At 28.3% G+C, this 24487-nt stretch carries 36 protein-coding genes and 1 pseudogene; 7 read left to right on the top strand and 30 right to left on the bottom strand.

The genetic code is table 11. From position 1 onward, the window contains the following. From bpuSUM_RS06430 to bpuSUM_RS06455, 7 genes are all read left to right on the top strand, one after another. The gene (locus bpuSUM_RS06430) at window positions 1–1116 is read left to right on the top strand and encodes a plasmid maintenance protein (RefSeq protein ID WP_247067195.1); all 1116 of its coding nucleotides are present in this window, start codon (window positions 1–3) and stop codon (window positions 1114–1116) included. Between the two features lie 9 nt (window positions 1117–1125). Beyond that, complete coding sequence (locus bpuSUM_RS06435; protein WP_247067197.1) at window positions 1126–1686, top strand: DUF226 domain-containing protein; 561 nt, start codon at window positions 1126–1128, stop codon at window positions 1684–1686. Next, entirely contained in the window at window positions 1662–2414 is a 753-nt protein-coding gene (locus bpuSUM_RS06440) for a ParA family protein (RefSeq protein ID WP_247067199.1), read from the top strand. Before bpuSUM_RS06435 ends, bpuSUM_RS06440 begins: the two co-directional genes overlap by 25 nt. 40 nt (window positions 2415–2454) lie before the next feature. Continuing rightward, entirely contained in the window at window positions 2455–3012 is a 558-nt protein-coding gene (locus bpuSUM_RS06445; protein ID WP_247067201.1) for a chromosome replication/partitioning protein, read from the top strand. A gap of 15 nt (window positions 3013–3027) precedes the next feature. Next, window positions 3028–3165 (top strand): Bdr family repetitive protein, encoded by a 138-nt coding sequence (gene bdr / locus bpuSUM_RS09960; RefSeq protein ID WP_347343301.1) that lies wholly within the window; start codon window positions 3028–3030, stop codon window positions 3163–3165. Next, window positions 3162–3365, top strand: a complete 204-nt coding sequence (locus bpuSUM_RS09965) for a hypothetical protein (protein ID WP_347343302.1) — start codon at window positions 3162–3164, stop codon at window positions 3363–3365. Before bdr (bpuSUM_RS09960) ends, bpuSUM_RS09965 begins: the two co-directional genes overlap by 4 nt. Before the next feature lie 368 nt (window positions 3366–3733). Then, window positions 3734–4783 (top strand): ERF family protein, encoded by a 1050-nt coding sequence (locus bpuSUM_RS06455; protein WP_247067202.1) that lies wholly within the window; start codon window positions 3734–3736, stop codon window positions 4781–4783. A 23-nt stretch (window positions 4784–4806) separates the two neighbouring features. Here the strand turns inward: bpuSUM_RS06455 and bpuSUM_RS06460 are convergent, their stop codons facing one another. The 30 genes and pseudogenes from bpuSUM_RS06460 to bpuSUM_RS06610 form a co-directional block, all read right to left on the bottom strand. After that, complete coding sequence (locus bpuSUM_RS06460) at window positions 4807–5430, bottom strand: hypothetical protein (protein WP_247067204.1); 624 nt, start codon at window positions 5428–5430, stop codon at window positions 4807–4809. An 82-nt stretch (window positions 5431–5512) separates the two neighbouring features. Further along, window positions 5513–5824, bottom strand: coding sequence for a BBA14 family lipoprotein (locus bpuSUM_RS06465; RefSeq protein WP_247066604.1), 312 nt, complete (start codon window positions 5822–5824; stop codon window positions 5513–5515). A 40-nt stretch (window positions 5825–5864) separates the two neighbouring features. Next, the gene (locus bpuSUM_RS06470) at window positions 5865–6218 is read right to left on the bottom strand and encodes a BlyB family putative holin accessory protein (RefSeq protein WP_247066606.1); all 354 of its coding nucleotides are present in this window, start codon (window positions 6216–6218) and stop codon (window positions 5865–5867) included. A gap of 1 nt (window position 6219) precedes the next feature. Next, the gene (locus bpuSUM_RS06475) at window positions 6220–6546 is read right to left on the bottom strand and encodes a BlyB family putative holin accessory protein (protein ID WP_247066609.1); all 327 of its coding nucleotides are present in this window, start codon (window positions 6544–6546) and stop codon (window positions 6220–6222) included. Window positions 6547–6549: 3 nt separating this feature from the next. After that, window positions 6550–6735 (bottom strand): BlyA family holin, encoded by a 186-nt coding sequence (locus bpuSUM_RS06480; RefSeq protein WP_247066419.1) that lies wholly within the window; start codon window positions 6733–6735, stop codon window positions 6550–6552. Between the two features lie 90 nt (window positions 6736–6825). Then, on the bottom strand, window positions 6826–7635 hold the full coding sequence (locus tag bpuSUM_RS06485) for a DUF685 domain-containing protein (protein ID WP_430644663.1): 810 nt from the start codon (window positions 7633–7635) through the stop codon (window positions 6826–6828). A 36-nt stretch (window positions 7636–7671) separates the two neighbouring features. After that, complete coding sequence (locus bpuSUM_RS06490) at window positions 7672–8274, bottom strand: DUF735 family protein (RefSeq protein WP_247066708.1); 603 nt, start codon at window positions 8272–8274, stop codon at window positions 7672–7674. 9 nt (window positions 8275–8283) lie between these two features. Continuing rightward, entirely contained in the window at window positions 8284–9162 is an 879-nt protein-coding gene (locus bpuSUM_RS06495) for a DUF276 domain-containing protein (protein WP_247066617.1), read from the bottom strand. Continuing rightward, window positions 9159–9491 (bottom strand): hypothetical protein, encoded by a 333-nt coding sequence (locus bpuSUM_RS06500; RefSeq protein ID WP_247066619.1) that lies wholly within the window; start codon window positions 9489–9491, stop codon window positions 9159–9161. The genes bpuSUM_RS06495 and bpuSUM_RS06500 overlap by 4 nt, the downstream gene beginning before the upstream one ends. 67 nt (window positions 9492–9558) lie before the next feature. Then, window positions 9559–10083, bottom strand: coding sequence for a DUF777 family protein (locus bpuSUM_RS06505; protein ID WP_247067206.1), 525 nt, complete (start codon window positions 10081–10083; stop codon window positions 9559–9561). A gap of 10 nt (window positions 10084–10093) precedes the next feature. Continuing rightward, the gene (locus tag bpuSUM_RS06510) at window positions 10094–11035 is read right to left on the bottom strand and encodes a DUF693 family protein (protein ID WP_247067208.1); all 942 of its coding nucleotides are present in this window, start codon (window positions 11033–11035) and stop codon (window positions 10094–10096) included. Window positions 11036–11039: 4 nt separating this feature from the next. Next, entirely contained in the window at window positions 11040–11600 is a 561-nt protein-coding gene (locus bpuSUM_RS06515) for a DUF792 family protein (RefSeq protein ID WP_247067004.1), read from the bottom strand. A gap of 15 nt (window positions 11601–11615) precedes the next feature. Next, a complete protein-coding gene (locus bpuSUM_RS06520; protein ID WP_247066718.1) occupies window positions 11616–12881 on the bottom strand; it encodes a DUF759 family protein in 1266 nt (421 codons plus the stop codon). An 8-nt stretch (window positions 12882–12889) separates the two neighbouring features. After that, entirely contained in the window at window positions 12890–13114 is a 225-nt protein-coding gene (locus bpuSUM_RS06525) for a DUF1322 family protein (protein ID WP_247066633.1), read from the bottom strand. Further along, the gene (locus bpuSUM_RS06530; protein WP_247066720.1) at window positions 13098–13544 is read right to left on the bottom strand and encodes a DUF1473 family protein; all 447 of its coding nucleotides are present in this window, start codon (window positions 13542–13544) and stop codon (window positions 13098–13100) included. Before bpuSUM_RS06530 ends, bpuSUM_RS06525 begins: the two co-directional genes overlap by 17 nt. Before the next feature lie 10 nt (window positions 13545–13554). Next, complete coding sequence (locus bpuSUM_RS06535; RefSeq protein WP_247066456.1) at window positions 13555–13980, bottom strand: DUF1463 family protein; 426 nt, start codon at window positions 13978–13980, stop codon at window positions 13555–13557. A 9-nt stretch (window positions 13981–13989) separates the two neighbouring features. Continuing rightward, window positions 13990–15108 (bottom strand): DUF787 family protein, encoded by a 1119-nt coding sequence (locus tag bpuSUM_RS06540; RefSeq protein WP_247066642.1) that lies wholly within the window; start codon window positions 15106–15108, stop codon window positions 13990–13992. Between the two features lie 4 nt (window positions 15109–15112). Then, window positions 15113–15631: a DUF764 family protein gene (locus tag bpuSUM_RS06545; protein WP_430644658.1), complete on the bottom strand. Its 519-nt coding sequence runs from the start codon at window positions 15629–15631 to the stop codon at window positions 15113–15115. Window positions 15632–15658: 27 nt separating this feature from the next. Then, window positions 15659–16027 carry a hypothetical protein gene (locus bpuSUM_RS06550; protein ID WP_247066560.1) on the bottom strand — a complete coding sequence of 123 codons (369 nt, stop codon included), beginning with the start codon at window positions 16025–16027 and terminating at the stop codon, window positions 15659–15661. Further along, entirely contained in the window at window positions 16018–16392 is a 375-nt protein-coding gene (locus bpuSUM_RS06555; RefSeq protein ID WP_247067210.1) for a DUF1506 family protein, read from the bottom strand. The genes bpuSUM_RS06550 and bpuSUM_RS06555 overlap by 10 nt, the downstream gene beginning before the upstream one ends. Then, a complete protein-coding gene (locus bpuSUM_RS06560) occupies window positions 16392–16832 on the bottom strand; it encodes a DUF3890 domain-containing protein (protein WP_247066362.1) in 441 nt (146 codons plus the stop codon). The genes bpuSUM_RS06555 and bpuSUM_RS06560 overlap by 1 nt, the downstream gene beginning before the upstream one ends. A gap of 14 nt (window positions 16833–16846) precedes the next feature. Then, complete coding sequence (locus bpuSUM_RS06565; RefSeq protein ID WP_247066648.1) at window positions 16847–17824, bottom strand: hypothetical protein; 978 nt, start codon at window positions 17822–17824, stop codon at window positions 16847–16849. Between the two features lie 20 nt (window positions 17825–17844). Beyond that, window positions 17845–18423, bottom strand: coding sequence for a DUF228 domain-containing protein (locus bpuSUM_RS06570; protein ID WP_247066650.1), 579 nt, complete (start codon window positions 18421–18423; stop codon window positions 17845–17847). A gap of 14 nt (window positions 18424–18437) precedes the next feature. Then, on the bottom strand, window positions 18438–19205 hold the full coding sequence (locus bpuSUM_RS06575) for a DUF228 domain-containing protein (protein WP_247066652.1): 768 nt from the start codon (window positions 19203–19205) through the stop codon (window positions 18438–18440). Window positions 19206–19210: 5 nt separating this feature from the next. Then, entirely contained in the window at window positions 19211–19765 is a 555-nt protein-coding gene (locus bpuSUM_RS06580) for a DUF228 domain-containing protein (protein ID WP_247066654.1), read from the bottom strand. A gap of 12 nt (window positions 19766–19777) precedes the next feature. Further along, window positions 19778–20449 carry a DUF1357 family protein gene (locus bpuSUM_RS06585; RefSeq protein ID WP_247066656.1) on the bottom strand — a complete coding sequence of 224 codons (672 nt, stop codon included), beginning with the start codon at window positions 20447–20449 and terminating at the stop codon, window positions 19778–19780. Window positions 20450–20463: 14 nt separating this feature from the next. After that, window positions 20464–21699 carry an anti-CBASS protein Acb1 family protein gene (locus tag bpuSUM_RS06590; protein WP_247066659.1) on the bottom strand — a complete coding sequence of 412 codons (1236 nt, stop codon included), beginning with the start codon at window positions 21697–21699 and terminating at the stop codon, window positions 20464–20466. 431 nt (window positions 21700–22130) lie between these two features. Beyond that, window positions 22131–22493, bottom strand: a complete 363-nt coding sequence (gene bdr / locus bpuSUM_RS06595; protein WP_247067212.1) for a Bdr family repetitive protein — start codon at window positions 22491–22493, stop codon at window positions 22131–22133. A 41-nt stretch (window positions 22494–22534) separates the two neighbouring features. Further along, a pseudogene (locus bpuSUM_RS09970) lies at window positions 22535–23888 on the bottom strand (PBSX family phage terminase large subunit). 11 nt (window positions 23889–23899) lie between these two features. After that, on the bottom strand, window positions 23900–24466 hold the full coding sequence (locus bpuSUM_RS06610) for a DUF603 domain-containing protein (RefSeq protein ID WP_247067226.1): 567 nt from the start codon (window positions 24464–24466) through the stop codon (window positions 23900–23902). Between the last annotated feature and the right edge of the window lie 21 nt (window positions 24467–24487).

A 24487-nucleotide genomic window follows, 5' to 3' on the forward strand; every position in this document is an offset into this window, starting at 1 on the left:
ATGGGAAGCCAAAAAACTATAAAAAATCCTAGCTCATACAAAAACAAATACCAACACAAACTAATAGTAGCAATATCAACAATTGACTATATCAATAATAAACATAAAAAATACACACAAAGCAATCTACTTTACTACTTTAATGGAAACTTAAAACGAAATGGTCATAAAGAAACTACTCTTAAAACACTTCAAAAATATCTTTATAAATTAGAAAAAGTATTTAAAGTAACAATTAACTATCACAAACACTTGGGTGTAAATATGGGTACTGAAGTTCATTACAAACTTAAATACTCTAAAAAAGAATGTCACCTTATAATCAATAAACACTTTAGAGATAAAAAAGAAGAAAGATACAAAAACCGTGTAAATGATTACTTAAAAAAAAGATGTAATAAAAAGGAGAGTGTAGAAAAAGCGGAGTGTTTTAATAATACTTATAATAATAAAGAAGAAGATAAGAACAACATAAAATCTATAGAAAAATTACAAGTACAGAAATACGCTAAGAAATGCAATTTTAAATCAAATGCTTTTCTCTCTATTTTGAATTTAGAAGCGAACAAAGATTTTAAGATTCAATCATTTAAAGCCATCAAAATAGCTGAAAATAATGTGTATAAACACATAGACAGGATTAAATCAAATAACAGTAAACTTGAGAGTAAACAAAAAGAATTAAGCAAGATACTAGATGAGACAAAAGCTAATCTAGAGAATGAAGGATATGATAGTAAACAATTAGAAACACAAATACAAAATTTATATGAACAATATAAGAACAAACCCCACTTTATTATAGAAAAAGATAAATACAGTGATTTAAAAAAGATAATAGGAAAACTTAAGAAGTCAGTTGAGCGTGTTAAAGCAAATACTAAGGAAGATAAAAAAGATATTAGGAACAACATCTTTAGCATACTCATTGATCAATTAAAGCATAAAGTAAGAATTGAAATGTTTATACCATTATTGAAAGAATATTTGGGCAAACAGGGAGAATTGGAGTATGGAAAAGTATTTAATAACCATTACTATTACGAGCTTTTAGAATTGATAAAAGAACAAAAAAGATATTTGAAGCATGAAAAGCTTAAACAAGCTTTTACTTAAGGATTTATTATGGATTGTATATTGAAAAATGTAGAGAAGAAAAAAATAAAATTAATACCAAAAGAAGAGAAATCTCTTTTTATAAAAATAGAAGAGATTGAAAATCGAAAAATATACCATACTAAAATAATGAAAGATTTATACAAATTTGGTATTGATAAAAATCAAAAACATAAATTTTTTATTTCATTTAAAGGATTGTTCAACGAAGAAAAGGCAGAATGGTTTCGATTATTTTCTGTAAAAGAAGGTGATAAATTTTTAGGAATTTCTTATGGATATAGAAAACCAATAAAAAATACTATTAGAAGATATGAAGAGAATGGAGTTATTAAAGCGGTATCATTTTCAAAAATTTATTACATAGAATTTAGATTTAAAAAAGGGAGTGTATTTTGTTATTTGAGGGGATTTATTTATTTACTTAGGAAAGATAGAATTCATAAACAATATTACAAAACTTTAATTGATATGTTAACAAATTTAGAAAGAGAAGTATATGAATTTTATGGTAAAAAATTACCAGAAGGAGGTCTGATTGAAAAATGGATACAAAAAAACCAAAAGTAATAACAATAGCATCGATTAAAGGTGGTGTTGGAAAAAGTACAAGTGCCTTATTCTTTAGCAATATATTGTCACATGAAAGTTACAAGGTTTTGCTGATTGATAGTGATCCCCAAGCCAGTATTACAAGTTATTTCTTATTTAAATTGCAAGAACAAAATATAGATATTGAAAGATATAATCTATATGAAATTTTCAAACAAAGAAAATATATAGAGAATTGTATCTTTAATGTAAGTAATTGTATAGATCTAATTCCTAGTTCATTAGAATTGTCTTCTTTTAATTCCGAAAGTATTCCTTTGCAAGATAATCTATTAGAAAAAAGACTTTTAACGGTCAAATTTAAATACGACTATATAATAATCGATACAAATCCTAGCTTAGGACATCTTTTAAATAACGCCTTGATTATTGCTGATTACCTAGTTGTTCCTATTAATTCTGATTTATGGGCAGTTGAAAGTATAGATTTAATAATAGATGCTACTAAAAAAGTTTATAGGGAAGATCTTTTTCCCCATTTTTTGGTAACAGGTGCTTTAGAAAGACAAAGCATTGATAAAGAAATAATATTAGAATTAGAAACTCGATATAAAAAAAACTTAATAGGAATTATTCCTAAAAGAGATGATATAAAAAAGACAGTATTTTATAGAAAAGAATTCTGTTTAAATAATGATTATTATCAAGAATATAAGAAATCCTTAAATAATCTTTTAAATAGATAACAAAAAAAGAAATGTCCAGTTATGGACAAAAGGAGTGTAAATGGGTGATAAAAATAAAATGATCATAGGAAGGAGAGTTAACATGAAAGAGAGTGATTTGGAAACAAAATTATCAAAAGATAATCATAAAGATGAATATTTAAGATTAAAAGACAAACTCAAGTCTTTAACTGTAGACGATATTTATAATAAAATAGAAACAGCAAAAATATTAAGTTTAATAAACAAAAAAAAGTTATATATTTTTGATGGATATAAGAACTTTTATAGCTTTTTATCGGATTTTAAGATCGCAAAATCTCAAGCATATAAATATATAAAAATAGCCTCAGGGGTAGAACATGGTATTATCGATTATGATTTTGTAGCTAGTAATGGTATTGAGAATACCATTAAGAAGTTAGAAGACAATAGTGTTATTAAAAAATCAAAACAAAATCCAATAAAACCATTAAGATTTCAGCTTAAGAATCAAGAAAGTTATGATTTTTATAAGAAAAATGCTAAGTTTACAAGTTTCTTAATGGATGAACTTTTTAAAGACAAGAAGGATTTACTAGAAGAGTTTATGAAAAAATTTAAAAGTTTAAAAGACTAAGTATAAGGAGGATTTATGAATAATTTAGCATATAAGATATATAGAACAGAAGATTTAAATGAGTTCTTAAGTAAGGGATTTACTGAAGAAGCTGTGAATTTCATTTTACTTCATAATGATAATTCTAATTTTGAAGTTTTAAGAAAAAAATGAATTCATTAGAACAACAAATCACTAATATAGAGAGCAACTTAAAAAAAGATATTGAATTTACTAAGGTAGAATTTAAACGAGACATAGCTAATCTAGATATCAAAATAGACAGTGTAGAAAAGAATTTACTTAAGGAAATACAGGATAATAATGCAGTACTATTAAAAAACTTAATACGGGGAATAGAATCATATATTTAATGATAATAGGAATAGGGATTTTTTTCCCAATTATTTCTTCTTTAATAAATAAATATTTTATAAATTGATAATGGTGAAAAATTTGTTTTTTTTTAAAAAAATTAATATTTGTTAATATGTGCTTGTTATTATTTCAAAAGTGTTGTAACCTATTATTAGGTATTGTTTACTGGCAATCACCTTTATGAGTGTGCTTATTAAGGCATTAGAGCTTAGTTAAGAGTTCTTTTAGAATTTTTAACTAAGCTCTAAATTTTTATATTTATTTTTAGTTAAGTCAGTTAGTAACAAAAAAATTATAATTTTTTTGTTAAAAAAATAGTTTTTGATATATATTTATGTTTAGTAACTCATAAAGGAGATTAAATATGACAAAAAATAAAGTTAAAAATACAAAAACCAAAATGCGCAGAGCAGTTAAGAAACTGGGTAAACAAAAGATAAAAGTAACAGATATAAGAGTAAATAATCAAGCTTTAGTAACTGATGAGAATCAAGCAAGGGTAAACTTTCTAAAATCTCTATACAGTCTACGTATGAATTTAAGTGGTGTTGCTAAGAATCTTAATGGATATGGGTATAAATATCAAAATTTTAATGAGATAATCAGAGAGATAAAGAATGTTATAAAGAGTAACAATTTAGATATTGATTTCCTGCAATGTCCAACATTTAAAGTTGTGGGAAATAATACAATTAATGTTATTACAACAACATTTTACAGTCCAAGTAGTGGGTACTGTGAGTCATTTGATACTCCAATTTACACAGAAGAATTTTCTTCTCTAGGGGCAAAGAATCAAAATACTTTATCGCAACTTGTAGGTTCATGCATAACATATCATAAAAGATATGCTCTTGTAGGATACCTATCAATAGAGAGTGAAGTTGACACTGATGCTAGTTCATTATTACCCGAGCTAGAAAATAATAGAGAGAGAGTTAAAGCTATTGCCAAAAACAATGATGGGAATACACAAGTAAATATATCAGGAAATAATGTAGAGGATAAAAACACTGTTCATACTGACCAATCTAAATCTAAGAGCAATGTAGAGACAAATAAATTTAAGTATTATAGAAATCTACTCATAGCAGCACGTAATATGCATAAATTTGTTCTTAATAAACCATTTAACAGTTTAGAAGAGATAAATTCATATCTTAAATCTATTCAAGTTGGAGATGATTCGAGTATACTTGAATACTTTAATAAAAATAAAACATTAAAGAGTATACAGTATTGGTGTAATTTGATAAAAGAGTATTTTAGTAAGAGTAGTAGAGACCCAGAAAAGATAGAAAAGTTTGATGTATTTTTAGCTTTTGATTTAGATAAGCTTGGAAATAGTCCACTGAAATTATTTGGGCACTTATCTACTGATAAGGAATTTGATTGTTTATTTAGATCTGCATAATAAAATAAGCCCCTATTTGGGGTTTATTTTAACTCATCTATTTCATCACATAGTTTGTGATATGTAGGATGTATGGGATTCAAAAATACCATCATATACACAAAGGTATCGTGTGTTGAAAAACCGTTATTGCCATATATATAAAATGCAACGCATATTTTGTTTTTCATAACATTTAATGCTTTAACTTTTTTTTGTTCTGTTGTTAGATTATCATCATCTTCGCCTTCTTTTTTATATGAGAAGAGTGGGTGGGTGCTGGTGTTAATTAGATTTTGCATTGTGGATATTCTATCTAGTAATTCTTGGATTTTTTCTTCATCAAGTTCATTAAAGAATTTTGATAATTTTTTTTCATTATATTGATAGTCATAATTGATGTCAGTTTTGCTAAGCTGTTTATAAAGCTCACTTTCTATTTCTTTTTTTGCATTATTTAAACTATTTTGATCTTTAAGTGTAGTTGTAAGGAAATCTAAAGATTGTTTTTTTTTATTGTCTAAGTTAGTTAATGATTTCAACTTTTTTAAATCAGTGTTGATTAATTTGTTTGTGTGTATATCCAAATCACAATTACAAAAAGTAAGAAGTATAAATAGTGCTTTTTGTAATTGTAATATAATATTAAATACATATTTTTTGTGCATTTAATTCCTCTCCTAAATGAAGTTATCAAGAATATTGTAATATATAAAGAAAAAAGCCCCAATAGGGGCTTACTCATTAAAATTATTTTAATTTCGTATATCTTTTATATACATCTTCAGCAATAGGTTTTGTTTGAGAGATATATTCTTGCAGTAGGGAGATATTAAAGTTTAATGCTTTGATTGTATGTTCTGATTTTAATTTGCTTGCATCAAAAAAAGAAAATTTGGGAAAATCTTTGTTTTTCATTTTTTTCTTAGCATCAACTAAAAATCCTTGTAAATAAAGTACGTATTTTGAGAGTTCAGATTCGTATTTACTTATTGATTCTAAATTAGAATCATCTGGCATAGTTGGTTCTTTAGTTAAGGAAGCAATGGTTGTGCAATTCATAATTAGAGTAATAGCACAAATGAAAATAACTTTAAATAGTCTATTCATTATTTCTGTCCTCTTCTTTAAGCTTATTAATATAAGCTTCCATAAGCTTATTTCTCTTTAAACGTAGTGAAGCAATGCGTTTTGTATTCTCTTTACTTAAATGTTCATTAGAACTATCTATTATCTCTAAATTAATTCTTAAAATGTCATCAAATTGAGATAGTATTTTCGTGCTTTCAGCTTGTTCCCTTTTAATTAAATTATCCCTGTACATAGAATAAAAGTAATTTACTACTTTGCTAAAGATATTAATGTATTTTTGTGTGTTGGTATTTGAGTCTTGTTTTAGCAGTTCCGTAAATTTGTTTAGTATATCTATACTTAATTTTGCAGTAGTTAAATTCAATTTATAACTCCTTTGAATATGATTCTTTTGTTCCTTCCCATTTTGGCAATCTCATGTTTTCAGGATTATTATTAACCTTTTCTATAAATTCTTGTATTTTGTTATTAATAGGAGTTAATGCTTCTTGGATTTGGGGCGTTAATGCATTCTCTAATCTTTCCATGTTTTTAGTGAAAATAATTCTGTATTCTGTGTAAACTTCATTAAGTAGCATAAATATTTTATGAGCATTCACGTTAAAAGAGCCATCTTCAAAATTAGACAGTGTACTAAATAATGTTTCTATTGCATTTAAAGCAGTATTTAATGAACTAATGTCAAGAGTCATTGATTAATCCTTTCCTTTATGCTTTCTTTTAAATTTAGTTGCTAATAAACTTATGATATCTTTAATTACCGGTTTAAAGATAAGTCCTATACCTAAAATAAAAGTGGCAATGACAATTAATTTAATTTCATTGATATTAATTAAAAGTTCTGATATTTCAGACAATTTAGTTAAAGTGAAATGATCCATTAACCTTGTAACCTCACATAAAAAAGATAAATAAAGTATATTACAAAAAGTACCAAAAACTAATAATTTATTAAGTTTTACAAAGTAAAATTACAGTTTTACTAAAACCGGAACACGATTTCCGCTTAGATATCTATATTTTTGTATGTACCATCCTCTAAATAGTGGTACTACAGTGTCTATGTAAGCATTTTTGGCACTATTATAGTATATTATTGATGTTTGTGATTCATCAGAATATTTAACAGATACTTTTTTTGTATATTTGCTACCACCAGCATTAATTGTTACGTCAAGATATATATCTAAATAAATAGGCTTATCATCATCACTTTTATAAAATATAAGTTTAACATCTTCGTTGCTGTACTCAGATGTCATATCTAGTAAGTAAGACTTACTTCTAAGAGAGGATTCATAAATATAAGAACTAGAGCTTCTCTCTCTTGATAAACTAAAACTTGAAGGAATGCCTGTTAAATATTCTGGTATTGTAGTTTTTTGTAGCGAGTTATAACTTGATATAGTAACAAATTTGTCTGAACTAGAGAAATGCGAATAAGAACTCATATTACTTGTAAGATCACTTCTGATATAGCTAGATAAATTACTCTTATAACTTGAGTCATTATTCATAAGTTTGCTTAGTAGTTTAGAGTAAAGTTTATCTGTAAATTCACTATTCTCAGCAAGTTCTGTTGCAATAGTGTCTTTAATTACTTCCTTAAAATAAGATAATCCTTCTCCTTTAAACGTTTTATCTTTAGTCTTTTGAAGGAAGTTTTCATAAGTAATTGCATTACAACTTGCAACACCATCATCTAATAAAAGTAAATCACTATTTTTTATATCATTTACCCTATTTAAATCTTTAATTTGTATAAATTCATTCTCGTCCATTAAAAGTCTCTCATCTGTTGACAAATGATACCTCCATTAGTTAAAAGAAACAACTTCTATATTTTGATTGTCAATAATTTTAAGTTTTCTTCCTATAGGAATCATGCCTTTAATAAAAGCATAAATTGAATGAGAATATCCTTTAGGAATAAAATTGAATGCTAGTGTTTTATATTTATCTTCGTATCCTTGTTTTGATTGACGTAAGCGTATACGTTTGGGTTTTACTCCAACAGCAGTACTAGGAGTAATATATGATATAAAATTAGTTTTTATACTTCCAAGTAATTTAATACTAATAACTCCAGCTTCTGGTGTTGTAATTTCAATATCAACATTAAGAAAAGCTTTAAATAATCTAATAAATGACTCATCAGTACCAATATGTCTTAAAGCAAAAATGACGCTGTCAATATTGCTTGCAAGCTCTTTTAATGGGCGACTTTTATAGTGAAAAGTTTTAAATACGTTTGATAACCAGACAGCAATAAAATGAGAAGATAGATAGTTACTAGCAATAATACCAGAGAAATTAGAATTTAAGCTCTTAATTTCAGCAAGTATTTTATTTGCATAATCTAATTCTGAACGTATAAATTTTTCTATTTGTGTTTTATGAAGAAAACCTGGTATGCTCAATATATCTCCTTAAGTTTGAATATCAATAAGTAGTCTCTCAGTGAGACTGAAGTTAAGTATTTCTGATGGACTGATTTCAATATCTTGATTCTCTTTAAAATCACTTGCGCTAATGTTACTTATACTTGTCTCAGGATTGTCTTTAATGCAGGCATTAATTTTAAGTTCTTGAATGCCTTTTATCTCATTAACCGGAGCAGTAAAATCTTGATATTCAAAACTAATTCCCATGTCAGAGTAATTATTATTGATAATTCTCCTGTATATTTCTCTTATTTGCATGTCGATATTGAGATAAATGTGATTTTTAAGGTCAAGTTTGTATTTTACTTTAAGATAGATATATTTAGTCTTTCCTAGAGAAACTTTATAAGATTTAACTTGATTGTGGCTATTTATTCCATCAATATCAATATCACCTTCTAAGATAGTTCCACTAGGAATAGTGCTATAAAGTACTTCCCAAAGGTTTGCTTTGAATGTAGAATCTTTAATTGTGTTCTTAGAGTCGTTTAAGATGGTATCATTAACAATAAGATAAATATTAGCTTTTCCTGCTGTGCTTACAATGTTAACGTATTTTACATTCGGTAAGTTCAGTATAGCATTTCTTAATGCTTCATGAGTGGTGCTTTTAACACTTATATGAGACTCTATAGCCTTCCAATACTCACCTTGTGGTTTAAGTTTATCCATAAAAATGTTAAGTTCATTAATTATTTGTTCCTCAACTGTAGCAAGAGAAGCAGCTATGATGTTGTAAATGGATGATGGGTCATCTTTTATCACAATACCGTGTGTTTGTTTTAAATATTCTCTCTTTGTGTTAATTATTTGTGAGATATTTTGTTTTAGAATGCCGAAATTATTATCAAAAGCAATACTCATATGCAAATCTCCGTTTGAAAAGAATCACCAGGAAAATAGAGAGTAATTTGTAATATTTTTGAGTTTATATTAATGTTAACTCCAGTAAGATCAATGTCCAGTTCTTGGGCAACAGAGTAGAGATAATATTTAATTTGATCTAGAGTGCCAAGCTTACATAATTTAAGGATATGTGTATAATCAAATCCCCATGTTGGATTTAGAGCAAGACTTCCTTTAGGGGTTTTAAGGAAAATAAATAATCTTTGTTTTTGCTCTTCTATTCCATCAGCAATCTGTAAGTCTGAGCCTGATACTAAATTAAACTGCAAATCAACCTTTAAATCCATACTAACCTATGTAAATCAATCTTTAACCTTTAACTTAAAGGAAATGTATAACAAAAATATTAAAAAACTAATTAAATAAATTATTAATTTTGCTATTTATTTTTGATGTATAGTAAGAGAGAGAAGAGTAATCAATGCTTGAATTTCCTATAATTCTTAAGTTATTAATAGCATTTACTATTGCCTCTAAGATGTCTTTAAGACTAGTTATCTCATTACGTATATCCAACTTATGTTTAGCATATATTTTAAGATGCTTAGGGTCAATTGCACTTAATATATAAAAATGATGTTTATCAAAATATATATTGTCATCTGTATTAAATAGATTAATGTTTGATTGAAGAAGTACTACTCTGTCATCTTTGTGAAGACTTAGATTGATATTTGATATATTACGAGTGTGAATCTCAAGTCCTTTATATTCGTCAATTTCTACAATACCTTCTTGAGTATCGCTGTTAAATGATTTTACAACACCTATTTTTGATATGCATATATTGTTAGCTATCCATTCTTTGCTCTCTTCTTGAGTTAAAGCAGAACCAGACATGCTCTGATTCATTCTATAAATTTCATAATTAAAATTCATATCCTCTCCTTTATTTCATTTTTAGATGATTAATGTCATCATAAAGCTTTAAGGTAAGTGAACACTCACCAGAATTGCTTAGAGAAGCACTAGTTTCACAAATCGTGCTCTTTATTATATTCCCCAAAGAATCTCTAAATGATACTCTGTCACCAACTTTTAATTTATGAGTATAAGTAAGCTTTGCTCTCCAATATATAAGTCTTATATTAAGAGTAGTGCCTATAGTAATTTCTTGCTTTGGGATAAATTCAAGACCATAATCTTCAAGTGACTCATAATGAGCATCAGGACCGGTTAATTGATGATTTGTGAATATGAGATTACATTCAACCAAATCAACTCCATTACCAACATCAGCAATAACATTTTGTATATATTTTTTAGATAATTTTTCTATAAATTCTTTTGGAATTCTAGCATAAATATGCTCTTCTATGATTTTAAGTCTGTCATTAGTGCTCATATTGATTATATTTCTACCCGGAAAGGCAAAGTTTATAGCGTCCTGGACCGTCATTCCTTTAAATTGTTTTGTTTCAAGTTCTCGGTTAAAGAAATTACTCTTTGATGCTAAATGAAGTTCAAGCTCTATGCTAAAATCACCACTAGGATAGTCACTGCTCATTGGGACTCCCAGATAACCTGCCATGATAAATGTAAATGAGTCTTCATGAGCAAATTTTTTATAGTATATCTTTACAATATCTCCTTCATGTATATGATTGTTGAAATCGAGGTGTAAATTCCAAAGAACAAGTTTGGCTTGTTTTGCCCTTACAAAATTGTAACTTGAATAAACATTAGATATTGAGATATCAACATAAATGCCATGTTGTGTGTTGATAATGATTTTAGGAGAAGATTCTGGTGTTGCATCACCAGTAATATTTTTATTTGAGCTAGTAGTAGAGTAAAATTCAATCTTAAAATCATATTTAAGTAATATCACAAGCTTATCCTTTGTATTTTTCTAAAGCAAAAGTTTTAATAACTTCCATGTTAAGATTAAGCTCAACTTCATCTATGAAAGGCACATCTTTAAATGTTAGGGAAGTAATTACAACTAATTCTTTAATGCCAAAAGTTGGACTATAAGCAGTAAAGGGAACTTGTGCTTGAAGTCTACCAGCCAGTTGTTCTTTAACTAAATTACTATCAAATTCAAGTAGTGAGTTACCAAAAGGAGTTAATTTCAGTGGAGCTAACATATTCTTATAAAGACTTGTAAGTACACCACCATTTAAAGCAATAACTTCTCCTGTAAGTACAGGGTTATAACTTACATATTCAGCTTTCCTTAAGTAGTAATTAATTACAGGACGTTTGGAACATGTGGTGTTATAAGTACGAGTTATAAGTTCAAATTTAGGTTTAATAAAGAATAATTGGGGCAAATACCCAAGTCCCTTAAGATCAGGTCTTGGGAAGAGAACAATAAAATTATCTGTGCTAAATAAAGCAAATATTTGTGTTACAGTATCTTTAATAATTTGAAATATTTCCATAGGTTGCATAAATGTCTCCCTATTTTAAGTACCACTGGGAGGAGTAGTAATAGATTTATCTTCATGAGTAATTTTTGATAAGCTCTCACCACTATCTCCTCCCATCCATAAGGGCAATATTGATTTAAGTCTTGCAATAAGTCTATCTAAACTAAAAATGCTTTTAATTCCGTTTATTATAGGATCAACGATATCTTTGTGAAAGTTAAATTCATTTATCTTTTTAAGTGCTTTAGCGGAAAAATCCATTAAAGGTGTTAATGTGGACGCAGTTAGTTTTTTTAATTCTTCATCTATCTTATCCATACTACTTGTTGCAGAGTCATAAGAGCTTGTAGTATTTGTGAGATTTAATTCGTTAAAATCACTTAAAACTTCATCAAGTTTAGTTATTCTTGAACCCATATCGTGAAAAGTATCCTGTTGCCATTTACGCTCAGCATGTTCAAGATACTTGTTACCAAATTTATCAAATTGACTCATTAAATTAAAGATTGAACCACCTTCTCCACGAAGTAAATCAACAACTGAAGAGATAGCATCATCACTTGATGAGAGTCCACTAGCTTTAAGTTTAGCTGCAAGTTCTACTGCTTTTCTCATATTAGTTTCATTATTCATTCCCAGATTATTAAGAGTGCTTTTAATAACAGCAGCTTTATTTAAGAATTCTTCCTTCTCTCTTCCCCTTTCAAATGTTTTAATTCTCGATATAGTATTTAATAATTTGCCTTTTTCAGTTGAGTTAAAAATTCTAGAGTTTAGGGTACCTATTCGTTTTCTTTCTGCAGCATCTTTTACTGATGATTTTGCAAATGCAAACATATTAGAGGAAGCACCTTTAATGGAACTAGCTATTATATTACCAATTGCACTTCCTATTATGACTTTAGAAGTCAAATTGTTTTTTTTTATTAAATTTTGTTGCATTTTAGAGTTTTCTTTAAGTGATTTAAATTCTAAATTACGTAAGTCTTTAGTAGACATAGTAGATCGTTTAAAAGCTTCTCGTTTAGCTTTTTCGAAGCTGTGTCCTTGCTTCATTAGCTTTTTAGTCTCAGTAAGTCTAAATTTCTCTACTCGCTCTCTTAAACGTTCATATTTATTTTGTTTTGCAAGTTCTGCATTTTTATCTTTTAAATTAGCTTTAATTATATCTTTAGTACTTTTGAGAGAAGAAAGTTTGGGTTTTAAGTTCTCTTCTAATTTTGATATGTCTCTCTCTAATGTTTTTTTCGTTGATGCATGATCGAGTATACCTTTAAATTTGATGGTAAATTTATTATCCATAAGTGTCCTTATTTAGATAAAATCAGTTCAAGAATTTCCTTCTCTAGCTTAGCTTCAGCAATATTGCTTACTTCTATAAATTCATCGTATGTCATACATTTAATTTCTCTGTAAGAACAAATACCAGTAATTATTGGTAGCCAATATTTATGTCTTTTTATATCGTCAATTAAAGCAAAGTAACGAGTACGAGTAGCATTAATACTCTCAACAAATTTATCTATATGTTTCATTATTAGCCTTTGATTTAAGTTTTGAAATTACACATTCATAATTAAATTCATCGGTAATGTAATTAAAAGTAACAAAATCACCAACATTATTCTCATATTCTTTAAGAAAAAGGAGGGCTGGTTTTTTAAATTCTGAGTCTAAATGAAATGTATTAAACTCTATAGAATAAAGAATAGCAATAAGATAATCTTTATAATAACTTATGAATTCTCTATTGTAATCCAGTATTACGTAAAACTCATCTAAAAACCCGGGTTTGATCATTAAATTAGTTATTTCTTTCAAATACTTAACATCATTAAGTTTATTTATAGCTTCTTCTTGATTAAATCCAAGTATAGAGTCCCACGTATAAACAGGTAATACTTTTATTTGGTATTCATAAGTTTTATCTTTGCTTAATATGTTCATTTTATATCTTGTAATCATTGTGTGTCCTTTAATTTTTAGGTGTTATTTTTTGGCAATTGATAGCTCTAATTTCAAAAGTAACTTTTTCTGCTTCTGCTGAGTAACTTCTTGATGGTTCTTCAGTAAATACAGCACAGTTACTGATTATTTTTGTTGTTATCCTATCATTAAATACCAAATCCATCATTTTATCTTCTTTACTTACATTCATGTTGTAAAATTGGTCATCAGAGATTTGAGTTAGTAATATGTAATCATGACTACCAAGTGTTACTTCAATACTAAATATATAAGTAATGGTTTTGGGATCTCGAAGACTGATAACAGGCATTCCTCTATCTTCATTACTAATTACTGCTCTAGTTGTAGGTTCACTTGTAAGTTCTAATTTTCCACTATTAATTTGTCTTCCCGAGATAGAGAGATAAACTTCCTTTAAATCATATAATCCCATATCTCCTCCTTAATTTTCGAGTTTATTTAAGTAATCAGTTATATCTTTGGTTGTAATAATGAAAGAGAGAGAGTTGATACTGTAGTTATAAGTAATATCAATAGTTAGTTCTAATTTAAGTTGTGGTGATGGTGAGAGTATAATATTTAAGTTTGAGTAGCTTACAATAAGTCCTCTCTCTATATATCTCTTTAGTAAGCATTCAATTGCTGATGTATATGCATTATCTCTATCTCCAGATAATTGCAACCTAGATAATTTACTATTTTGTCTATTATTAATATTCCAAACTCTAATAAGTTCAATTATTGCTTCTTGTTTTATATATTGATAAGTAAATAACTGGTCAATAGGATTTCCCGCAAGATCAACTCCTTCTTTAAATGCTGATACTCTCTCAAGACCTGTTTCGTTAAGATAAGAATAAAAATTAATATTTGCACCTCTAAGTTTAGTTATTACTTCATCATCAACAAGTGGTCTTGCAGCAAGATTCATGCCATATGGATTTACACTGTGAAACATACAAGCTTCATATAAATATCGACTTATAAATTTAAGATGTAGATTATCTCGCTTATTACTATAAATAGCTATATTATTTGTTTTCTCTAGGGAGCTTTTATCTTTAAATATTTCTTTTATTTCACTCTCTTTAGTAGAGAAAACAAAAAAAGTATCTGGCATCTTGAATTTCAAGTAATCATCTTTGTATACAACTAGCCCATCATCACCATTATTATCTTTATCATAAGTATTAATTAGAACAACAAATGAGTGTCTGTGTGTTTTAAGATAAGTTTTAATAGTCTCAGGTTTATCTTTATAAATAAAGAGCATAGCAGATTTTAATGCTACACTGGGAGAGTTAAAGAAATCAGACATAGCATTCTTTAATAGTTCTTTTTCTTTAGTAAATTCATCTTGTCCATTTCCATTTTCTTTTTCTAATGCTTCTATTTGCTTTTCATAGTTATTTATTGTAAGATTTAAGACTTTATAATTTGCACTATCTTTATTCACATTAATTTTTAATGTTTTATAAACTAGTAACGGAGAATAATAGTTTATTGTTGTGTTATGTACTTTATTACTAATTAAATTTACACTAATTGTATCTTGTGGCAAAGTATTACTCCTTCCTTTCAAATATTTGGATTCCAGCTTTAAAACTAGCTGATGAGCTATAAGCAGTGTTACTACATTTTGTTCCCAAAGTAATGAGACCTGTATTTTGCATATTAGATGTTGGACGTATATATATATTGAGATGTTTTATGTAGTCAGGTTCATGAGCGTCCTTAACTGTGTATTTATTTACTCTGTTATGTAAAAATTCTTTAAGCAAACTATATAAAGTCAACATTCTATTGTAAGCATCATAGTCATTTGAATTTATTACAAGAGAGATAATAAATATTTGGAAGTTAATATTAAACTCACAAATATTATCATAAAAAGTACCATAATGAGAGTTGTGAGCAAGTAAGCCATCTTCAGATGTAAATTTAAATGCAATAATATTAGGTTCGCTCGTAGTTATATTAGAGAGTAGATATGGATGATTATATGTATTAATAACCTTACATATGTTTTCACTTTTAGCATGAGCATATTCTTTAAAGTCATTTAGTATTTTAATTATATGCATAAGTATAACCTCTAACCCAATAAGCACTCAATTCACCTTATAACTAATCTCATTTAGCATTCGTGAAGTATCAACAAGAGTAATTTCTGGATTACCACTACCTTTTTTTCGTTTTTGCTTAATTGTATTTGGACTAAGTTCAGGCTTGATTTTATTTGACAATACATAATTTTGATAATAAGTTATAAATGCTTCTCCAATGGCACTCATTCCAGATCTAGGATCACGTTTAAATTCATTTTTTATATAATCATTACTGATATATTCTCTAAACTCACAACTAGCAGCAACTTCACTTAAATGTTTACGTACTGGTAAATTATTAGCGCCAATCTCATGCATGCGTGCAACATTAGCTCTGCCCCCAAACCAACCAACCTCTAACTCTATTTCCATACAACATCCTTTAAAATTAGTGTTTGGTAACCAATAGAAGAGTCAATACTTACTATTTCGTAATAATTATCACCTATAGAAATTCTATCTTGAAGATTGAAGATAATATCATCACTTGTATAAAGTTTAGAGAGTCCTTGTAAGTCAAATAAATTTGAGTCATAAATCATCCTTAATTCTTGGGGACTTATATCTATAATAATGCCTGTAAATTCTAAGTAGTCTTCTTTATTAAATACCCTCTGATAAGAATTATCATCAAGTGTAATAGTTTCAAATTTATATAAACGTAAAGGATCAGGAGCTTTGTATGTAAATATCATACGTTGTGACATTTGTGATAACCTATCTCTAAGATTATTCATTACACAACTCCTATACAGGAAGGAGACGTAGTATCTCTTTTAACTTTATCTAGATACGCATCAAATCGTAAACAGAAGTTTTTATTACAACTGTCAGATTGACTAGTATCAGATATAGGGTGATAGTCAATTTCCAGTTCATTGAATTTCTCTCTCTTTATTCTCTCAAATTCAAGTTCACGGACAATCCCCTTTTTCCTCAGTTCACATCCAATATGATAGTAAGTAAGCAAGAAGATATCATTATAAGTAAGCTTCTCTGACTGTATTCCATTAGCTAATAATATTGACTCTAAGAGATTAATTTGCATCATAAAGCTTTGAATAGAAAATTCTTCTATACTTATTCCCAAAAGGGAAATAATATTAGAGTGAAGCCTGCTTATAAATAATTCTTCTTCTTGTCTCTCTATCTCTTGTTGAGCTGTTCTCTGTTGCATTACCAGGTTAACCTTTAAGATTGTTTAATATCAACTCGTAAAATTGTTTTCTCTGTTGCTAAGAGTCCACCAAGTACAAAATCAAGATATGAATGTGCAATATCAGTTGAATCTCTATCCACTTGCTCATTTGGCATTGGTAGCATATATTTACTTGGTTTGAATTTGATTAGTTCAGCATTTAATGGATAAATGAGTATTTGATTTTGAAGTAAATTACTTGTTTCAATATATACTTCTCTTCTATTATTAACAGCTTTTATTGTCTTAATAAGGAAGTCCTCCCAAGAATCATTAGAAGAATAAACATTAGATGATGAAGAAGAATTTGTTATTGCATATGGTTTAACTAACTTTAAACTAGTTAATGGATCAACTAATACCATCATAGGAGTTGAGAATTCATCTCCTAGCTCTAATTTTGCAAGACCCTTTTCGATACTTTCAAATATTTTATCCATTTTATCTTTATTTGATGATTCAACTTCTTCTTTTACTTGATCTGGCATATTTAAGAGCCCATACATATTAGGTAACATTCGTTTTTGATTCTTTCCATCTTTCTGGATTGACACAGTACCTGTTAATACAAAATGATTTATTAGTTTTATTATTTCATTTGTTGCAAGTTTATATGCCTCCCCAAATGGAAGTAAATTATTATTTACATCTCCAGCATAATCATTACCTTTATAAAATTTTTCAGAAGTTTGTTTTAAGTGTCTAAATTTATATTGTAACTTTAAATAATTAAGTCTTACTGACTCTGAACGAAATCCAATGGTTGCAATAGTATTAACTTCATTAATTAGTGTTGTAGGATTAGCATTAAGAAATGCATCCCATTTAATTGTTTTTAAATATCCCATCTTTAAATCAACATCTTCAATTTGTTCTTTTGAAAACCAGTTATAAAACACTGGTAATTTAATTTCTGAGAAAATATTTGCTATTTCTTTTGCATAATAATTTTGATCATATAATTCTGACATCTCTAACCTCCTTTAACTTATTAACTTGGTCTGGCTTTATTACCGTAAATAGCTACATTAACTATGCAAATTTTGTTTGTAGTACCATCAAGTGAAATTGCATCTGATAAAGCATAGGCATTAATCTTATTATTACTTGAGCTATCTTTTTCAAGCTCACCATTTGTATCAAATTTAACTTTATCTTTTCTTTTTATACCACTGCTTTGTTTTGCTATTAAATATCCAGTGAAATTATTTGTAATAGGTATTACTGTTGCTGTTTGAGTAAATTCATCTATATCAGTACATATACCATATAAATAATCTTCACCACCAACTTCTACATGTGGTTCATAATGTGGATTATTATCTTGTGTTGTTGCATTGACAACAAGTTTTACTCCTCTTTTATATGGATATCCTTTAAAATAATAATTCTCTAACTTATCATAACGACTAGTTACAGTCCCACCTTGATTTTGTAAATGCTGATTTTTATCTTTAAAATCAACTTTATTACTAAAAACTCCTGCATCACTAATAGGGTTCTTCATTTGTTTTTTTAGTTCTTTTGCCTTAGTGTGATATTGACTTATCAAGTTATTTATATCTGACATTTAAACTCCTTCCTTTAACCAATAGATTTATTTCCATAAAGAGCTATTTTGACTAAATTTAATTTATATTCATCACTGCTTTTTTTACTCTCATCATTGGTCAGTTGTATTGTAAATACATCACTAAGTGCTACGGCATTAATTGCTACCGATGAGGTATTAGATGATTTAATAACTTCTCCATTAGAATTAAAATCTAATTTATCACCCATATTAATACTAGTGCTTTGGGCAATCATATATCCTTCAAAATTATTAGTAATAGGAATTACTGTTGCTACATTAGTATAAGGATCAATATCAACACATATTCCATACATGTTATTCCCATCAGAAACTTCTACTTGAACACCATCATTTTTGTTAGTATCTGTTTCTACTTTTAGCTTTACTGCACGTTTATATGGAAATCCTAAAGCTTGATATTCTTCTAATTTGTCTGTACTACTTGAGAGAGATTGTGCAATCGCATCTACTCTTATGTTTTTATCTTGAAAAGTAGTTGGTGCTTTAAACACAGCAGCTTGAGTATCAAAACTCTTAAAGTATTTCCTTAATTTTAAGATAATCTCTTTAAGTGACTTACCTTCAGTAGTTTCTTCTAATATTGGGGTGCTTCTTTTACTTCGTCTTTTTGATCTTGTAGAATCCTCTTGTAATAGATTTTTAAAAAGTTCTTGATCTTCTGTATCACTTAAATCAATATCACCCATTTGAAAATCAGTTTGAGTATCATGATCACTTCTAAGTTCATCTTTTGATGGGTTTGCTTTGCTAGTCACTATTCTTAACTACCTCTGTTTCCACATATACTTACTAATGCTATGTATAAGTTAGTATTAACTTGAAATGCCTTTGATAAGGCTATACCATTAACACCACCTGAGCTGCTGTTATTTTCAATCTCTCCGTTTGTATCAAATTTAACTTTTGATCCAGGATTAATGTTGCTTTGACTGCTCTGTTTTACTACTAAATATCCAGTAAAATTATTTGTTATTGGCAGTACAGTTGCTATACCAGTAAACTCATCTATATCTATGCATATACCATAAAGATCAGTACCACCCCCAGCTTCTACACAAGGTTCAGTATTATCACTTGCCTCATAAGATAACTTAACACCACGTTTGTATGGATATCCTTTAACAGGATAATTCTCTAACTTATCTACTTTTGAAGTGATACTTCCACCAGAATTAGCAAAGGTTAAATTCTTATCTCTAAAATCAACATTATTACTAAAAAGACCAGGGTCTCTTTGAGGATTTTTCATTAGGTCTTGTATTTCTTTTACCTTTTTATCATATTCTTCTTTAAGTTTTGTTATAGTCTCTGACATGCATATATCTCCTTAAGCTGTTTTTTTCTCTTTAAGGTTATAAAACTCATGTATTCTATCTTTATAAGCATTGGCAACAGAAATATTAAATTCATCAAAGTTAACTGGTGAAAACCCTGAATCTAATAATGATATTCTATTCTCTATTTTAGAGATAATATCACCATGCTTAGAGTCAATATTACTTACAGCACGTTTTCTCATGCTTATATTCACTTTTGCTAAAGATACAAGTTGTTCTAATATCTCTCCATCTAAATGTTCAAAATTATCTAGCTTGGAAATAGCTTTTATTTGTTCTTTAGGAACAAATTTTCTCACTAACTCTCTTCTTTGTGCTTGCATTATTTCTTTCAGTGAATAACCTTTAGAAAGAAGAGTATCTTTATCAAAATGCTTGCTTAAATGTGCTTTAGCTAATTGATCAATTTCATTTATCTTCTCTGCTTCTAAGAGTAACTGTTTCTCTGCTCGCTCTCTATCTTCCGCATTTGCAAGTTCACGTGCAATTCGGTCATTTATACTTAATTTATTAACCCTTTCATCTTCTCGAGTTACCTTTTCTTTAAGCTGCATATACTCTTCAAACTCTTCTTGACTTATACGTTTAAACTTATCAGAAGAGCTATTATCATTAGTCTGTATTACTACTTCTTCTGTATTTACATCTGACTCTTTTTCCATGAAAACTCCTTAACCTAAATTGAAAATAATTTTTCTTTTAGCGTTGATATCTCATCTTTGCTTAAAACACTTTTATTTATAAGTTCACTATATTTACCGAAAAATTCTATTAATTTGAGATCTCTATCTACTCTCTCTTCTTCACTAAGCATAACAAGAGAATTAAATTTCATCTCTAAACCAAAATACCTAGATAGTTTAATATTGACAGCAATCTCTACTGCTTCTTGTATTCCTTTAAGAAAATCATAATAATTGGATCTATCTCCCTTCCCATCATTTCCCAAACCTTTAGTCTGTTCATTAAAACTTCGAGTTAGTGGCTCTTTTGTATCTGCTCCTATCTTAGCTTTTACTAATGCCAATGCCTCTTTTAAATACGTAAGATCATATTTGATCACTTCTAATGATGCATCTGTTGTTGAAGTGTAAAATATTCCTTCATTATTTAAACTTGACTTTAATCTCTCGATTTCTCTTGAGAGACTATCATTAATACTCTTAAGATCAGATATGCTGTTATTATCCTGTCTTTGTCTTTGAAATAGACCTGCAAATAATCCATTATTACTATTATTTCTATGTGTTAAGCTGTTTAATGATGCAGTTGCATTTGATAGTGCATCTTGAAGTCCAACTAATGCTTCATCTTTATAAAAAAGAAAATTATGTGTCTCTATTCTCTTATCTATCTGTGTATAAATTTTCTCAAGTAGATAAATATTAAGTAAAAAACTTTCACTATAACATGGTATGTAACGTTTTAAGATATAATCATAATTATCAAAAATTATTACCCTACTCTTATGTATCTTAACTAAAGAGTAAGAAGTATTTCCTTCTTTTACTGTGTAAGTAATATACTGGTCATAAATGCCCGGGTCTTTAACTAAATTGAAATCTAGATATTTAAATCCAATGGGCAATTCAGAATTTACTTCTTCTTCTAATTCTGTCAGTTCATCACGAGTTAGAACTAAAATATATCCTGCACCATTAAATCTATAACTAATTATAAGATTTAAAAGAGCATCTTTAAGCTCTCTTTTAAGTCTTGCTATCTCAGATTCACTAATATTATCTAAACTTTCAAGATGAATACCATTCTTCAGTGCATCCTCAGCAGGATTCTCTATATAGTTCCTAAAAACAAGCGAATATTTATATAATTCCAAAGGACAGATCTTATTTGATCGTTTCTTTAGTTCATCAAAATAATACAAATTTGTTCCTTTATTTTCAGTTTGCATATAGATTGTAGCAAAAATAATAGTTTTTGTCAAAATAAAAGAAACAAATACATATACGATAAAATATCTACATTTTTATGTATCTGTACTAATTGGGGGGAACTTAAAAATGGTAAAAATCTTAAATTTATTTTTTATTTAATTAAAATTATTTCAATAATAATGCTAATAAAATACCTAAAGTAAGAGTTATGATAGTACCAAACATCCAATTATGGAGTTTAGATGTGTTTTTAAATTCTAATGTAGATTTCTCTATCTTATTATCAAGGTCCTTAATATCAGATTTTAATTTCCCTTAGAGCTTCAACTTTTCAGCTTAAGTTAATTCTCTCAACTGCATCTATTTTATTATCGAGTTCCTTAAATTTAGTATCAATCTTGGTGTTAAGTTATTCTCAACGATGTCTATTTTATCGAGTTCATTAAATTTAGTATCTGATTTTAGTGTTAAGATTGTTCTCAACCCTTTGAATCTCAGATTGTAACGAGAGCTTCAACTTTTTATCTAGCTTAAGGTTAAAGTTACTCTCAACGGTGTCTATTTTTTTATCGAGTTCATTAAATTTAGTATCTATTTTGGTGTTAAGCTCATCCTTAACACTACTAATCCCATCTTCTAAGTGTTTCAATTTTATATCAAAGTTTTCTTTTAAGAATTCAATGTCTTTATAAGTCAGCTCATTACGATAATACCTATAAGACAGATCAATAGCAATATCTCTCTTAATACCGGCTTTAGTAAGTTCAGCTATAACCATTTGCTGTGTAATAACTCGTTGAGCAAGTCCCATAAAAACACTCCTTATGTAATTATTATATAATATTTTAACTGTTATAGGAACCTTATTTTAGTAAAATGTGCTTTAAGGGTACGCATGCTTAGAGTCAATAACATATATGATGCTGATAGGCTATCTAATGAATCATCATCACTCTTACCATCTCCTTTGTACTTATAAATATCAGATATAGCTGACTTACTTGAATAATCCATAATACTAAGTTTAGATGTTGCAAATGGCTCTATTAACGTAGCAATTCTAGTAAATTTATTACTTATAGGTTTAATTGGAGCAATTTTAAAATTATGACTCATACCCGCCCTAAGTTTAAGAAACATTTTAGTCACATTCCCATGCCCAGAAACGTTATCCCTATCTTCAACATATAGTTTGTGTACATTAAGATTTGTAAGTATAGTTTTAATTGTATTTAACATTTTAGGATCACCTACTGGTAACTTTTCTTGAAAAATAAATGCATAATAACTTTGATCTACTCGCTCCAAAACACAAAGGGCTGTATTATCTCCTCCTATACTATATGCAGGATCTAAATATGCTATTGGGGATATAAATTCATGCTTACTTGTAAGATTAACATTAGTAAATATCGCATCACAGGACGGGACCCATTCTCCAAGTAGAACCCTTGCCTTATATGTTGGAATGTCCTTGTAAATCTCTTCTTGGGTTTTAATAAAATCCTCGAGAAATTAATTCATTATCATATGTTGTAAAGTTATATGTAGAGTAAATTTTTGTATTATCAATATAATCAAGCTTAAAGAAATGTTCAGGACTATCTGGATTGGTATCAAATATAATTGCCTGCATTCCTACTCTAAGCCTTTTTAAACATTCTATTAATGTTTCTTTATGCAGTGTAGTAGCTTCATTAACGTAAATAAGCGCCGAATTAGACCCTCTAAACCGCTCAAAATCACTTGCCCTATCACCACCATACAAATTAACTCTTAGTGAGTCTATTTCAAAATATGATGTATTAGAAAATTTTGGCCTAAAGGGTATTTTAAGCATACTAGCAATATCTTCTAACTCACTCATAACATTAACCTCTAATGATTTTTGGGAATTTCCTATTATAAAATTATTAGTATTTCTTTTATACACATTCCTATTTGTAAGCAGTATTTTTAAGAATAGATAACATGCTAGAAATGTTTTACCACTAGCAATCCCACCTGAGAGGATAATTTTACTTTGATTATTCTTCTCGATATTACGTACTACTTTAAGTTGTTTTTTAGTTAAATATTTACTTTCAAACCCTTTAAAATCAACCTCCAATGCTTTAGGCTTAATAAAATCCATTATATCAATACCAAAATCACGCTTGTACTCTCGCTGCATTTCTTTAAATATAGGCAGCTTATATATATCCATTACCATATCCTTTAAATTTGTAATTTAGAGCGCACATCTGTATCAGTAGCTTTAAGCTTTAGCATTGTCTTGTAACATAGTGACATCTTCTTAAGTTCTCTCTCCCTTTTAAGCTCATCGAGTTTAAGTTTTAACTCTTCAAGCTCACGACTCTCTTCTTCTGAATGTGCAACTTTTTTACTTAAAGTCTTCTTGTAAAGATTGCTAATTTGAGACTCGAGTTCTTCTATTTTGTAATTATGAGTTTTAAGTTCTAACTCTAAATAACGACTAAATGAATTTATAAATTCTAGTCCCAACATACTTTTAGCCATACTAAACTGACTTTTAAGATCACGCGCCTGGGCTGTACTTTGTGATGCATGAAATAAGATATTATTTAAAGTATCTTCACAAATAGTAAGCTTAGCAGCACCAGTAATATACTCAGGGTCATCCTTAAGCGCTTCCCATTTGCGTCTCATCTTTCCTACATTAACACGACTAACTCCAAGCTCTTTTGCTATACCAGCGTCATTAAGCTTCCCTTCTCTAAAATACACAACATAATCATCAAACGATTTCTTTACCCTATTCATACCTTTTAATATAAGTTAACT

Source organism: Borrelia puertoricensis, from assembly GCF_023035875.1.
Lineage (GTDB): Bacteria > Spirochaetota > Spirochaetia > Borreliales > Borreliaceae > Borrelia > Borrelia puertoricensis.

What these genes read in the sequence shown, in the direction of transcription:
- bpuSUM_RS06430 (WP_247067195.1), top strand. Translation starts at nt 1, where the DNA reads ATGGGAAGCCAAAAAACTATAAAAAATCCTAGCTCATACAAAAACAAA.
- bpuSUM_RS06435 (WP_247067197.1), top strand. Translation starts at nt 1,126, where the DNA reads ATGGATTGTATATTGAAAAATGTAGAGAAGAAAAAAATAAAATTAATA.
- bpuSUM_RS06440 (WP_247067199.1), top strand. Translation starts at nt 1,662, where the DNA reads ATGGATACAAAAAAACCAAAAGTAATAACAATAGCATCGATTAAAGGT.
- bpuSUM_RS06445 (WP_247067201.1), top strand. Translation starts at nt 2,455, where the DNA reads ATGGGTGATAAAAATAAAATGATCATAGGAAGGAGAGTTAACATGAAA.
- bdr (WP_347343301.1), top strand. Translation starts at nt 3,028, where the DNA reads ATGAATAATTTAGCATATAAGATATATAGAACAGAAGATTTAAATGAG.
- bpuSUM_RS09965 (WP_347343302.1), top strand. Translation starts at nt 3,162, where the DNA reads ATGAATTCATTAGAACAACAAATCACTAATATAGAGAGCAACTTAAAA.
- bpuSUM_RS06455 (WP_247067202.1), top strand. Translation starts at nt 3,734, where the DNA reads ATGACAAAAAATAAAGTTAAAAATACAAAAACCAAAATGCGCAGAGCA.
- bpuSUM_RS06460 (WP_247067204.1), bottom strand. Translation starts at nt 5,430, where the DNA reads ATGCACAAAAAATATGTATTTAATATTATATTACAATTACAAAAAGCA.
- bpuSUM_RS06465 (WP_247066604.1), bottom strand. Translation starts at nt 5,824, where the DNA reads ATGAATTGCACAACCATTGCTTCCTTAACTAAAGAACCAACTATGCCA.
- bpuSUM_RS06475 (WP_247066609.1), bottom strand. Translation starts at nt 6,546, where the DNA reads ATGACTCTTGACATTAGTTCATTAAATACTGCTTTAAATGCAATAGAA.
- bpuSUM_RS06480 (WP_247066419.1), bottom strand. Translation starts at nt 6,735, where the DNA reads ATGGATCATTTCACTTTAACTAAATTGTCTGAAATATCAGAACTTTTA.
- bpuSUM_RS06485 (WP_430644663.1), bottom strand. Translation starts at nt 7,635, where the DNA reads ATGGACGAGAATGAATTTATACAAATTAAAGATTTAAATAGGGTAAAT.
- bpuSUM_RS06495 (WP_247066617.1), bottom strand. Translation starts at nt 9,162, where the DNA reads ATGAGTATTGCTTTTGATAATAATTTCGGCATTCTAAAACAAAATATC.
- bpuSUM_RS06500 (WP_247066619.1), bottom strand. Translation starts at nt 9,491, where the DNA reads ATGGATTTAAAGGTTGATTTGCAGTTTAATTTAGTATCAGGCTCAGAC.
- bpuSUM_RS06505 (WP_247067206.1), bottom strand. Translation starts at nt 10,083, where the DNA reads ATGAATTTTAATTATGAAATTTATAGAATGAATCAGAGCATGTCTGGT.
- bpuSUM_RS06515 (WP_247067004.1), bottom strand. Translation starts at nt 11,600, where the DNA reads ATGCAACCTATGGAAATATTTCAAATTATTAAAGATACTGTAACACAA.
- bpuSUM_RS06520 (WP_247066718.1), bottom strand. Translation starts at nt 12,881, where the DNA reads ATGGATAATAAATTTACCATCAAATTTAAAGGTATACTCGATCATGCA.
- bpuSUM_RS06525 (WP_247066633.1), bottom strand. Translation starts at nt 13,114, where the DNA reads ATGAAACATATAGATAAATTTGTTGAGAGTATTAATGCTACTCGTACT.
- bpuSUM_RS06530 (WP_247066720.1), bottom strand. Translation starts at nt 13,544, where the DNA reads ATGATTACAAGATATAAAATGAACATATTAAGCAAAGATAAAACTTAT.
- bpuSUM_RS06535 (WP_247066456.1), bottom strand. Translation starts at nt 13,980, where the DNA reads ATGGGATTATATGATTTAAAGGAAGTTTATCTCTCTATCTCGGGAAGA.
- bpuSUM_RS06545 (WP_430644658.1), bottom strand. Translation starts at nt 15,631, where the DNA reads ATGCATATAATTAAAATACTAAATGACTTTAAAGAATATGCTCATGCT.
- bpuSUM_RS06550 (WP_247066560.1), bottom strand. Translation starts at nt 16,027, where the DNA reads ATGGAAATAGAGTTAGAGGTTGGTTGGTTTGGGGGCAGAGCTAATGTT.
- bpuSUM_RS06555 (WP_247067210.1), bottom strand. Translation starts at nt 16,392, where the DNA reads ATGAATAATCTTAGAGATAGGTTATCACAAATGTCACAACGTATGATA.
- bpuSUM_RS06560 (WP_247066362.1), bottom strand. Translation starts at nt 16,832, where the DNA reads ATGCAACAGAGAACAGCTCAACAAGAGATAGAGAGACAAGAAGAAGAA.
- bpuSUM_RS06565 (WP_247066648.1), bottom strand. Translation starts at nt 17,824, where the DNA reads ATGTCAGAATTATATGATCAAAATTATTATGCAAAAGAAATAGCAAAT.
- bpuSUM_RS06570 (WP_247066650.1), bottom strand. Translation starts at nt 18,423, where the DNA reads ATGTCAGATATAAATAACTTGATAAGTCAATATCACACTAAGGCAAAA.
- bpuSUM_RS06580 (WP_247066654.1), bottom strand. Translation starts at nt 19,765, where the DNA reads ATGTCAGAGACTATAACAAAACTTAAAGAAGAATATGATAAAAAGGTA.
- bpuSUM_RS06585 (WP_247066656.1), bottom strand. Translation starts at nt 20,449, where the DNA reads ATGGAAAAAGAGTCAGATGTAAATACAGAAGAAGTAGTAATACAGACT.
- bpuSUM_RS06590 (WP_247066659.1), bottom strand. Translation starts at nt 21,699, where the DNA reads ATGCAAACTGAAAATAAAGGAACAAATTTGTATTATTTTGATGAACTA.
- bdr (WP_247067212.1), bottom strand. Translation starts at nt 22,493, where the DNA reads ATGGGACTTGCTCAACGAGTTATTACACAGCAAATGGTTATAGCTGAA.
- bpuSUM_RS06610 (WP_247067226.1), bottom strand. Translation starts at nt 24,466, where the DNA reads ATGAATAGGGTAAAGAAATCGTTTGATGATTATGTTGTGTATTTTAGA.